Origin of the sequence: Streptomyces sichuanensis, assembly GCF_020328095.1 — a bacterium.
Classification (GTDB): domain Bacteria; phylum Actinomycetota; class Actinomycetes; order Streptomycetales; family Streptomycetaceae; genus Streptomyces; species Streptomyces cinnamoneus.
The window spans coordinates 1-10,169 of record NZ_JAIXMK010000052.1 but is presented as its reverse complement, the minus strand read 5'-3'; the positions used below and the strand labels follow the sequence as shown (position 1 = coordinate 10,169).

The 10,169-nt window shown below is 74.5% G+C and carries 11 protein-coding genes and 1 pseudogene; 6 read left to right on the top strand and 6 right to left on the bottom strand.

All coding sequences use genetic code 11. The annotated features are described in order from the left end of the window. The 5 genes and pseudogenes from LE181_RS16990 to LE181_RS16970 form a co-directional block, all read left to right on the top strand. Positions 1 to 301 (top strand): annotated as a pseudogene (locus LE181_RS16990) (hypothetical protein); the annotation flags it as partial. Between the two features lie 127 nt (positions 302 to 428). Beyond that, positions 429 to 953 (top strand): hypothetical protein, encoded by a 525-nt coding sequence (locus LE181_RS16985; RefSeq protein ID WP_225662135.1) that lies wholly within the window; start codon positions 429 to 431, stop codon positions 951 to 953. Between the two features lie 163 nt (positions 954 to 1,116). Next, positions 1,117 to 1,692, top strand: a complete 576-nt coding sequence (locus tag LE181_RS16980) for a hemerythrin domain-containing protein (RefSeq protein ID WP_225662134.1) — start codon at positions 1,117 to 1,119, stop codon at positions 1,690 to 1,692. Between the two features lie 49 nt (positions 1,693 to 1,741). Beyond that, positions 1,742 to 2,263, top strand: a complete 522-nt coding sequence (locus LE181_RS16975; protein ID WP_225662133.1) for a metallophosphoesterase family protein — start codon at positions 1,742 to 1,744, stop codon at positions 2,261 to 2,263. A gap of 9 nt (positions 2,264 to 2,272) precedes the next feature. After that, positions 2,273 to 2,629 carry an MmcQ/YjbR family DNA-binding protein gene (locus LE181_RS16970; protein ID WP_225662132.1) on the top strand — a complete coding sequence of 119 codons (357 nt, stop codon included), beginning with the start codon at positions 2,273 to 2,275 and terminating at the stop codon, positions 2,627 to 2,629. A 6-nt stretch (positions 2,630 to 2,635) separates the two neighbouring features. Here the strand turns inward: LE181_RS16970 and LE181_RS16965 are convergent, their stop codons facing one another. After that, complete coding sequence (locus LE181_RS16965; protein WP_225662131.1) at positions 2,636 to 3,325, bottom strand: hypothetical protein; 690 nt, start codon at positions 3,323 to 3,325, stop codon at positions 2,636 to 2,638. A gap of 249 nt (positions 3,326 to 3,574) precedes the next feature. Between LE181_RS16965 and LE181_RS16960 the strand changes: the two genes are divergently transcribed. Next, positions 3,575 to 4,786, top strand: a complete 1,212-nt coding sequence (locus LE181_RS16960; protein WP_225662130.1) for a cytochrome P450 — start codon at positions 3,575 to 3,577, stop codon at positions 4,784 to 4,786. A gap of 19 nt (positions 4,787 to 4,805) precedes the next feature. On the opposite strand, the gene LE181_RS16955 is transcribed toward LE181_RS16960, so the two are convergent. The 5 genes from LE181_RS16955 to LE181_RS16935 form a co-directional block, all read right to left on the bottom strand. Further along, entirely contained in the window at positions 4,806 to 5,957 is a 1,152-nt protein-coding gene (locus tag LE181_RS16955; RefSeq protein ID WP_225662129.1) for a DUF8225 domain-containing protein, read from the bottom strand. Continuing rightward, positions 5,954 to 7,645, bottom strand: a complete 1,692-nt coding sequence (locus tag LE181_RS16950; protein WP_225662128.1) for a hypothetical protein — start codon at positions 7,643 to 7,645, stop codon at positions 5,954 to 5,956. Before LE181_RS16950 ends, LE181_RS16955 begins: the two co-directional genes overlap by 4 nt. Positions 7,646 to 7,885: 240 nt before the next feature. Beyond that, entirely contained in the window at positions 7,886 to 9,193 is a 1,308-nt protein-coding gene (locus LE181_RS16945) for a diacylglycerol/lipid kinase family protein (protein WP_225662136.1), read from the bottom strand. Between the two features lie 247 nt (positions 9,194 to 9,440). Continuing rightward, complete coding sequence (locus LE181_RS16940; protein WP_225662127.1) at positions 9,441 to 9,677, bottom strand: DUF5133 domain-containing protein; 237 nt, start codon at positions 9,675 to 9,677, stop codon at positions 9,441 to 9,443. A 136-nt stretch (positions 9,678 to 9,813) separates the two neighbouring features. Next, positions 9,814 to 10,169: CU044_2847 family protein (locus LE181_RS16935; protein WP_225662126.1), on the bottom strand; the 356-nt coding region annotated here is incomplete at its 5' end.

Genomic DNA, 10,169 nt, shown 5'->3' with positions numbered 1-10,169 from the left:
CGGTTCCGGGGCGCCTGCCCCTGCCGCGCCGCCCGCGCCCCGTCCGCCGGGCCCGCTGCCGGTGGGGACCGTTCCGCTGCGGCCGCCGGCCGCCCCGGCCCCGCCGCCGTCGCACACGGTGCCCAGCACACCCCGCCCGCAGTTCCCGCCCCGCCCCGCCTATCGCAGCTCCGTCAAGGCCGCGTCCAAGAAGCCGGTGCGCAGCACCCCGCTGGTCACCCTCACCCTGCTGCTCACCACCCCGGCCGTCCTGGCGGCCGCCCTGCTGCGCCCGCGCTCCTCCGCCCGCCGTGGCCGCTGACCCGCGCCATGGCCTGCTGCCGCGTGACGCAGGTCATTGGCCCGGTTCGAGGCGGTAGCTAGCCTTTTCCTTCGTCTTGTCCGCATGTGGCGTCCGTCAGGGGCGCAGACGCGAACGGTTCCCCGTGATGTCCGCAGACCTCTCCCCGCTGATAGCCGCCACGACCCAGTGGCTGACCCGGGCGTACGCGCCCGGGGGCGGCGCGCTGGACTCCGCGCTCGCCGGTGCGCAGGCGCGCCAGGCGGTGACGGTCGCGGCGTGGCTGCGCTATCCGACGGCCCTGGACGCCGGCCTGGTCATGGTCGCCGGGCCCGGCGGGTCCGCCCGCCTCGACTGGCTCGTGGGAGCCGACCACGGCGAGCCCGACGAGGCGGACCACGCGTGGCGGACGTGGGTCGACGAGGTCGTCGCGAGCTGGGCCGCGTCCTTGCTCACCGACCGGCGGCTGGCCGCCGCCGCGGTGGCCGCCGTCGGCGACAGCGACCATGCCCTGGGGCTGCCGGTCGAGTTCCGCCGGCTGACCGCACCCGACGACCACGACGGACGCGCCGCCCCCCTGCTCAGGCACCCGGACCTGGTGGCCTCGCTGGCCGGGCTGCACCGCGGCGAGCTGCTCGGCCGGCTGGACGCCGGGTCCGCGCACGCCGCCTGAGCCCCGTCCGGCGCCCGGTGCCGCCCGTTCGTCCGAACAGATGAAAGGCCGACCGCGACCCGTTGCAGGTGCCCCCGTGGAGGCCCCGGTGGGGGCACTGTCGGAGGGGCGCGGACAGGAGGATCCGCGCGCTTCCATCCAGGGGACCGGCAGGAGACCAGACATGGCGGAGCGGGCACAGGGCGGCGCGGACGAGAACGTCGTGACACTGCTCAAGGAGCAGCACCGGCAGATCCGGGAACTGTTCGAGCAGGTCGAGACGGCGGAGGGCGAGGGGCGCCGCGAGGCGTTCAGGAAACTCGTCCGCCTGCTCGCCGTCCACGAGACGGCCGAGGAGGAAGTGGTGCACCCCACCGCCCGGCGCGCCTTCGAAAGCGGCGACCGCGTCGTGGCCGACCGTCTGCGCGAGGAGCGGGAGGCGAAGGAGGTGCTGAGCGAACTGGACGGCATGGACGTCGACGACCCGGACTTCATGCCCACGCTGCGCGCCCTGCGCGACGACGTCCTGGCGCACGCCGACGCCGAGGAACGGCTGGAGTTCAACCGGCTGCAGGAGCAGACCGAGCAGCGGACGCTCGCACGGATGGCCAAGGCCGTCAGGGCCGCCGAGGCGATGGCTCCCACGCACCCGCACCCCGGTGTCGAGAGCGCCACGAAGAACATCGTGCTGGGGCCGCTGGCCGCCGTCGTGGACCGCACCCGCGACGCGGTGCGCAAGGCCATGGGCGACCGGCACTGAACGCCCGGCACCGCCCGCCCCTGCCGCACCCGACGGGGAACGGGCCGGCATGCGGCTGCTCCTGACCTCCGACACCCACCTGCCGCGGCGGGCCCGTTCGCTGCCGGACGAGCTCCTCGCCGCGATCGCCGACGCCGATGTGGTGATTCACGCCGGGGACTGGGTGGACGAGGCCGCTCTCGACCTGTTCGTCTCGCGCGCCCGCCGGCTCGTCGGCGTGTACGGCAACAACGACGGCCCCGCGCTGCGGGCCCGCCTGCCCGAGGTCGCACGGGCCCGGCTCGGCGGCCTGCGCTTCGCCGTCGTCCACGAGACGGGCCCGGCCCACGGGCGGGAGAAGCGGTGCGCCGAACGCTTCCCGGACACCGACGTGCTGGTGTTCGGCCACAGCCACATCCCCTGGGACACCACGGCCCCCGGCGGTCTGCGGCTGCTGAATCCCGGATCCCCCACCGACCGCCGCCGCCAGCCGCACCACACGTACATGACCGCGGAGGCGGCGGACGGCAGGCTCGCCCGGGTGACGCTGCACCGCATCACCCCTGCGGCCGCGGGGCCGGCCGCCTCCTAACCTGGTCACATGATCACTGCTGCAGACGTCCGTCGCATCGCGCTGTCCCTTCCCGAGACCGTCGAGAAGGAGGCGTGGAGCATGCCCACCTTCCGCGTGGCCGGGAAGATGTACATCACGGTCCCCGACGACGGGACGTCCTTCGCCGTGCGGTGCCCCAAGCACGAGCGCACGGAGCTGATCGCGGCGGAGCCGGAGAAGTTCTGGGTGCCGCCGCACGAGGCGGGCTCCCACTGGGTGCGCGTGCGGCTCGCCGCCCTGGAGGACCTGGACGAGCTGCGCGACATCCTCGTCGACTCCTGGCGGCAGGCCGCGCCGGAGCGCCTCATGGACGCCCTGCCGGGCCCGGGGGCCGGGCAGGGCTGAGGAGGGTCACTCGCAGCCGCGGCGCCAGTTCCAGCCGATGAACGTGTGCCGCAGCTCCACGTCGAAGGTGCAGGTCGCCGTCGAGTCGGGGTTGAGCTTGACGTTCGAGTGGTGGGTGTTGGCGTACCACTTGCCGGTCACGTCGAAGATGCCCTTGTAGGTGAACTCGGCATTCGCCTGCGTGGTGACGGTCGCGCAGTCGTTGGTGCAGTCGTCCTTCTTGTCCGACGACTTCAGCGACCAGCCCGCGTCCCACGGCTCGCGGTTCCACTCGTGGCGCGCCTCGGTCGCGGCGGTGGTGATGCGGCCGTTCGCGCTGTCCCAGGTCGACGTCGTGTACAGGCCGGTCATTCGGATGTTGCAGCAGTCGAACATCTCGTTCCAGCTGCGGAACTGCCGGCCCGCGGCGGCCGTCGCGCTCCGGGGGGCCGCGGCGAGTGCGCCCTTGGCGGCGGGCTTGCCGGAGGAGGCGGGAACGTACTGCACCGGGCCCGTCACGGGCTTGCAGTCCTTGCCGATCGTGACGTCCTGCACCACGGCCATCCCGGCCGGCGGCGCGGGCAGGGCACCGGTCAGCTTGACGCCCTCACAGGACTGCTCGGGCGAGGGGGGAGCCGTGTCCGCGAGGGCGGTGCCGCTCATGAGCGAGAGCAGACCGGCCGAGGCCACCACGACGGATGCGAAGCGCTTGTTCACGTGTCATGCCTTTCACCAAGATCGTTAAGCAGAGCGTAATGAGGCCGGTGCCGGATGAAACGCCCTGGAAGAAGGGTCGGCCGGAAGATGACAGGACGGCGACGCTGCCACGCCGGGAACACGCCCAGAACACGCCGGGAACGCGCCGGGACGACGGAAGCGGGCCCGGGGGGAGCCGGTGGCCGGCGCCGCCGCCATGGCAGCTTCCTGCCATGGTCACGGCCCCCGCCACGTCGCTAGCATCCGCCCATGGACGCGAGCGCCGCCTTCGAGCCGTGGAGCCCCCGTTTCGTCGCCGACCCCTACCCCGGGTACGCCCGGCTGCGGGCCGCCGGACGCATCCACTGGTTCGCGCCCAGCAGGCAGTGGCTCGTGCCGCACCACGCGGACGTCCGGGCCCTGCTGCGCGACCGCCGGCTGGGGCGCACGTACCTGCACCGCTTCACGCACGAGGAGTTCGGCCGCACCCCGCCACCGGTCGCGCACGAACCCTTCCACGTCCTCAACGGCAACGGGCTGCTCGACCTGGAGCCCCCCGACCACAGCAGGATCCGGCGCCTGGTCGCGAAGGCGTTCACCCCGCGTCGGGTCGACGACCTCGCCCCGACCGTCCGCCGGCTGGCCGGCGAGCTGGTGACCGGCCTCCTCGGCGAGGGCGGCGGCGACCTGATCGCCGCGGTCGCCGAGCCGCTGCCGGTCGCCGTCATCGCCGAGATGCTCGGCGTCCCCGCCGCCGACCGGCCGCTGCTGCGCCCCTGGTCCGCGGACATCTGCGGCATGTACGAACTCAACCCGGACGAGGAGACGGCACGACGCGCCGTGCGCGCCTCGGCCGAGTTCTCCGCCTACCTGCGGGAGCTGATCGCCGACCGCCGTGCCCGGCCCGGCGACGACCTGCTCACCGCGCTGATCGGCGCCCACGACGAGGGGGACCGGCTCACCGAGCAGGAGCTGGTCTCCACGTGCGTCCTGCTCCTGAACGCCGGCCACGAGGCCACGGTCAACACCACCGGCAACGGCTGGTGGGCGCTCTTCCGCCACCCTGCCCAGCTCGCCGCCCTGCGCGCCGACCCCGCCCTGCTGCCCGGCGCGATCGAGGAACTGCTGCGCTACGACACGCCGCTGCAGCTCTTCGAGCGCTGGGTGCTCGACGACATCGAGATCGGCGGCACGCTCGTCCCGCGCGGCAGCGAGGTCGCGCTGCTGTTCGGCTCCGCCCATCGCGACCCCGCCCGCTTCGCCGACCCCGAGCGCCTGGACGTCACCCGCGCCGACAACCCCCACCTCGGGTTCGGGGCCGGCATCCACTACTGTCTGGGCGCCCCGCTCGCCCGCATCGAACTCCAGGCCGTCTTCGGTGCGTTGTTGCGTCGTGTGCCGCAGCTGCGGCTCGTGGCGGAGCCGCAGTGGAAGCCGGGCTTCGTGATCCGGGGGCTGCGGGAGCTGCTCGTCGCCTGCTGATCCCGGCCCCGGCCGGGCCTCAGGCCCGGCGGGTGGTGGCGGCCGCCTCGGCGGAGCCTGCGCCCACGTATCCGTACGGGGAGAAGGCGTTCGCGGCGAACGCGCTCGTCGCCGGGCCGGCCGTGGCCGGTACGAGCTCCACGCACGCCGTCTGCGGCTGTGCGGTGCTCTCGCCGATCCGGCAGGCCACCGCCGAGAGCTTGATGGTGATGAAGTCGGCGATCTGCGCGCCGAAGCGGATGGGCTTGCCGCCGATGGTGATGTCCGAGACGGTGAAGTGCCGGTCCTCCGGCACCTCGTAGACGGCCCGGACCGGATGGGCCCGCTCCCCGCGCACGTACGTCCAGTAGCCCTGCGGGTCGGAGGAGTCGGGGGTCAGCCATCCCTCGGTCGACAGTCCGTTGAAGTACAGGCCCACGGGGTCGGTGAGCGAGAGGTCGGCCGCCTGCCGGGCGACGGTGTTGACGACCTCGCCGATGTGCGGGTCGCTGTGCCGCTCGGCGACTCCGTACTTGCTGCAGGCGATGAGCTCCTGCGCGGTGACGAGCTCCTGGCCGTCGATGACGCGGCGTATCGTGGCGGCCCCGGCGAGCTCGATCTCGGCGCCGAGGGTGTTGGACGGCTGGATGAGGTGCATGGCGCCCTGCGTGGTGGAGTCGTTCCACCGGTTGCGGCGCCGGTAGCGGCCGTCGAGGCCGAAGAGGTCCGCCCGGCGCACCTGCGGGCTGACGTGCTGCTGGTAGAGCCGCAGTGCCGTTTCCGGGCCGGTCTGCGCGAGGACGTCCCAGTATTCGGGCCCCTCGCAGGTGAACGTCACACGGGTGATCCTTCCGGCGTCGTCGCGGGTGACGCTCCACTCGCAGTACTCGTCCTGGACGTCGCGGCTGGCGTCCGCGCGCTGCCAGCGCTGGGCGTCCGAGACGGAGTCGAGCTTGATGCGCCGGGGGAACGCGGTCCAGGTGACCGTGGCCTCGGTGGCGTCGGGGGCCGTCTCCACCCGGGTGAGGTTGTAGAACTGCGGCCGGGGGCTGTCGTTGCGGACCTTGGCCGGATCGGGCCCCCTGACGGCGCCGTCGACGCTGTCGGAGATGAAGACGTGCCATGCCTTCAGGCCCACGTCGGCGAGGTCGGCGAGCCGGCCGGGGGGCCCGTACGCGTCGAGTGTGCTCATGGCGTCGCTCCTTGGGTGACGGGCGCGGGGGCGGTGGTGGTGACCGTCGCGTCCTCGTTCATGCGCAGCCGGGGGGCGTCGGCGGGGATGTCGGTGACGGGCAGCGTGAGTTCGAACTCGTTGAGCTTCCTGCTCCGGAAGTCGCGGCGTCGCGACTCGGCGAGCCGGGTGAGGTCGTCGAAGCCCTCGGGGGTGCCGGTCCGGGCGGCGGCCCTGCTCAGATAGGCGTCCACGCGGGCGGCGAAGGCCGTGGGCCAGGCGTCGTCGGACAGAGCCCAGTGCTCCGCGAACCGGGCCTCCGGGCTGTCCTGCGGCAGGCTCCGGGCGGCGGTCGTGATCGCGCCGGCGACGGAGTCCGCGAGTGCCGCGGTGGGGGTGGGCGCGGTGGGGACGTACGCCATGAGGCGGGCCCGGTCCGTGCTGTAGACGGGGTTGGGGAAGTCGACCATCAGCGCGGCCGCGGCGAACTTCGCCGGAAGGATCCCGGCGAGCACCATCCGGTGCACCACGTCGTTGTCCTCGCGGGCCGCCTCGGGCACCAGGAAGGCGAAGAACGTGTCACCGGGCTGGGAGAAGCCGCTCGTCCGCTCCTGCATGCGGAAACCGAACCGGCTCAGGCTGCCCAGGTACAGCGCCGCGGGCACGCGCGGCGGCGCCGCCGCGACGGGCAGGCCCAGGTCGTCCAGGAGCGCGTCGCCGTTCAGCCAGAAGCCGATGGGCAGCACCAGGTCGTCGCCGTCGGCCCGGACGGTGGCGCTCTGGACGGACGTGCTGGTGAGGTTGACCGTGGTGCTGGTGAACAGCTGGCGCAGCAGGTGGTCGGGGCGGTCCACGGTCCCGCCCGCGGTCACCTTCGCCAGCCGGGCGTCCGTCCACCGGCCGACAAGGGCCTTGACGGTCGTCTCCAGCTGCTCGGCGCCCGCGACCTGCCCGTAGAGCGGGTCGCCGCGCAGGGGGTCGTCGGGGGCCAGCCGGATCGTCGCGGCCATGGACTGCCAGTTGATCCAGGGCTGCTTGAGCTCCTTCATGACCACGCTGCCGTTGACGTGGCTGTCGAAGCAGCCGTGCCCCCGGGACGCGGGCGCGAGCGCCGACCAGGAGTCGCCGGTCCACACCCACGCGGGCCGGATGCGCATGTAGTAGTTGAAGTGGCCCGCCCGCGCGTCCCAGGCGGCGACCTGCAGGAACGTGGTGTCCGGGTCGCTGTTGGCCCCCGTGCTGACCAGCAGGTCCGGAATGCGGCCCCGCTCGGCCCGGGTGATCGCGTAGCGGATGTCGCGGTGCAGGCCGGGCGCCGCGGACGGAGGGAGCTGGCCCGACTCGCTGACCAGGAACACGGATTGCTCGGGCACCGCACCGGCGCCGTCGAGGCCCGCGAGCAGCTCGCGCGAGGACATCGGGAAGCGCCCGTGCCGGAAGAAGACCTCCGCCAGGGGGTCGTGCAGGTCCGCGCGCTCGGCGTCGGTCATCGGCCGCGCCTCGCCGTCCACCCCGCTCACCGCCCGGTACAGCCGGCCGGCCACCAGCCCGGGCATCGCCGGCCCCTGCCCGGCGGGGACGGCGGCGGTCAGCCCCGGGGCGTACGAACCGCCGGCCCGCCCGCCGCCGTCGGACGGCCACGCCCACGCGGTCGCCCGCCGCCGCTCGGGCGGCTGGCCGCGCACGTCTTCGGGGGTGGGTCCTGTCATGGGCGGCACCGATCTGCGCAATGACGGGCGTCCCCGCGCGGCGGTATCCGTTGCGTGCCGCGCCTCAGGGGGTATGGAGGGCGAGTCCCTTCCGGGGCGGTCCGCCACCGGGCCTCGCGTCACCGTCACCTCACCGGCAACGGGGCTCCGCTCCGTTCCGGCGTCCTCCTTCGAGGCTCCCAGCCGTGCCGGGCGTCGGCAACCCGGATGCCGGCGGCCGGCCCGCGACGGCGCACGGCGTCACCGGGCCGCCCGGGCCGGCTGCTCCGTGCCGAAGGCCAGTTCACGCAGCCGCCGCCAGTCCAGGCGCGGCCTGAGCCGCGGCACGCCCGGGCGTCGGCGGGGGACGCGCACGCGCAGGGCCCGGTGCTCGATGGCGCAGCGGACGGGGGCGGGGAAGGACAGGGCCTCGCCGTCGACGCCGACCTGCACCATCGGCGCGTCGGCGTCGACCAGGACGGCGCGGGTGGCGAGGACGGTCAGGCCGGGGGAGCGGCGGCCGCGCAGCAGGGCCGCCGCCTGGGCCGCGTTGTCGGCCCTGACACTGAGCAGTCCCAGCACGCCGCCGTCGAGCCGCTCCCGGCGGCCGAGCCCGGCCGGGTCGCCCACGCGGTAGGGGTTGTTGCTCACCAGCACGGCCTGCGGGGCCTCGACGGTGACGCCCCCGGCGCACACGGTCAGGCGGGGGCCGTGATGGCCGGTCAGCACGTCGGGCAGCAGCTGCAGCACGGTGCGGACCTTGTCGTCGCGGTAGGCGGGGCTCTGCACCACCGCCGCGTAGGCGCCGAACGAGGCGTTGTTGACGAAGACCCGGTCCCCGACGCGCCCGAGGTCCACCCGGAACTCGACCCCGTCCGTGAGGGCGTCCAGGCCCGCCGCCGGGTCGTTGCGGTCCAGCCCGAGATCCAGGGCGAAGTGATTGCGGGTCCCGGCCGCGACGACCACGAACGGGACGTCGTGCGCCGCCGCCACCCCGGCGACCAGGGCCTGGGTGCCGTCACCGCCGGCCACCCCGAGCAGGTCCGCCCCGCGGGCCACGGCCTCGCGCGCGAGCGCCACGACGTCCTGCGGCCGGCCGGGGTCGAGGAGGACCACCTCCGCGCCCAGCGCCGTCGCCTTCTCCCGCAGCCGGTGGCGCGCCACCTTCCCCCCGCCGGAGTGCGGGTTCATGATGAGGAACGGCCGCCGCGGCGGCGCGACGGGCACCCCGGGCGCGGCCGTGGGCGCGCGGTCCGCCCCGAGGGCGGCCCAGCCCGCGCAGGCCGCCAGCACCCACAACCCGCCGGAGAGCAGCACGAGCCAGAGCAGGCCCGCGGCCACGTAGAAGGCGATCACCGCGGCCGGTGCCGCCGCGGCCAGGACGGCGGCGCACACCCGTGCGACGCCCCGGCGCGTCAGCGTCCACCACAGCCCCGCTGCGCAGGCGGCCAGCCCGCCGAGCCCGGCCCCCACCAGCCCGACGCTCCGGACGCCCCCGGCCAGGAGCAGCACCGACGCCGCCGAGAAGGCCGCCAGGAGCGCCAGGCGCGCGGCCCGTCGCTGCGCCATGACGTCGTGCACGCCGCTGCCGCCGCCCATGGTCCCCGCCCTCCCGTCGCCACCGGACACCTGAAGGACGCTCGGTACGGCCGCCATCGTTGCGCCCTCATCCGGAAGCACAACGGATCCGCACAGGCGGGGGACATCCGCATCCTGCACCCGACGGGTGGACTCCGCGCGTCGTTCCCCCAGCCGCGCGGTCCCCGCGTGCCGTCCCGGGCGGCGCCCGCGCCGCCGGCGGCCGACGGGGCCGGGGTCAGCTGCCGGACGTGAGCGCGCTGTCGTCGCCCGGGGCGGAGCCGGGCAGGCGGTGCCGGGCGACGACCAGGGCGGCGTCGATGTCGCGCGTTCCGGTCGACACGCACAGCGTGTAGGCGACGTCGGCCATCCTCTGCCGCGTCGTCGGGCCTGCCTTCCCCGATGCCAGCGTGCGCTCCAGTGCGGTGTAGCGCCGGACGAGATCGTCGAGCACGGCGGGGTGGGCAAGCAGCATGGACTTCTCCTTCGAGAGACGGACATGTGAGAGCACATGACGTTCTCTCCGCGCCTGCCCGGAAGCCCGTGCTCCATGCCCCTTTCCCGGGCCGCCGCCCTCCCGCGGTTGTTCCCCGGGCGGCGGCCGGGCGCGGTCAGGGCGCGGCGGCTTCCGTCGGCTTCCAGGTCAGGGACACGGTGAAGTTGGCGGCCAGGCACGCCTTGGCGATGAACGCGCCGGCCTCACCGTGCAGGTTGATGCCGAACTCGACCTTGATCTCATCGGGCGACTGGGCCGCCGACCGCAGCCGGGCCACCACGGCCTGCACGCCCGGCTCGACGCGCCGCACCGCGTCCTCGAACGTCTGCTGCGCCCGTTCGACCGTGCTGTCGTGCAGGCCGCGCGTCACCGGCCCGGCCGCCGTCGTTCCCTCGCTGACCTCGACCAGCACCGCACCGCCGCCGGCGGTGGGGAATTCCACGAGCTGCCCCAACGGTCTCTCCTTCGCTT

What these genes read in the sequence shown, in the direction of transcription:
- LE181_RS16975 (WP_225662133.1), top strand. Translation starts at nt 1,742, where the DNA reads ATGCGGCTGCTCCTGACCTCCGACACCCACCTGCCGCGGCGGGCCCGT.
- LE181_RS16980 (WP_225662134.1), top strand. Translation starts at nt 1,117, where the DNA reads ATGGCGGAGCGGGCACAGGGCGGCGCGGACGAGAACGTCGTGACACTG.
- LE181_RS16970 (WP_225662132.1), top strand. Translation starts at nt 2,273, where the DNA reads ATGATCACTGCTGCAGACGTCCGTCGCATCGCGCTGTCCCTTCCCGAG.
- LE181_RS16960 (WP_225662130.1), top strand. Translation starts at nt 3,575, where the DNA reads ATGGACGCGAGCGCCGCCTTCGAGCCGTGGAGCCCCCGTTTCGTCGCC.
- LE181_RS16985 (WP_225662135.1), top strand. Translation starts at nt 429, where the DNA reads ATGTCCGCAGACCTCTCCCCGCTGATAGCCGCCACGACCCAGTGGCTG.
- LE181_RS16955 (WP_225662129.1), bottom strand. Translation starts at nt 5,957, where the DNA reads ATGAGCACACTCGACGCGTACGGGCCCCCCGGCCGGCTCGCCGACCTC.
- LE181_RS16940 (WP_225662127.1), bottom strand. Translation starts at nt 9,677, where the DNA reads ATGCTGCTTGCCCACCCCGCCGTGCTCGACGATCTCGTCCGGCGCTAC.
- LE181_RS16945 (WP_225662136.1), bottom strand. Translation starts at nt 9,193, where the DNA reads ATGGCGCAGCGACGGGCCGCGCGCCTGGCGCTCCTGGCGGCCTTCTCG.
- LE181_RS16950 (WP_225662128.1), bottom strand. Translation starts at nt 7,645, where the DNA reads ATGACAGGACCCACCCCCGAAGACGTGCGCGGCCAGCCGCCCGAGCGG.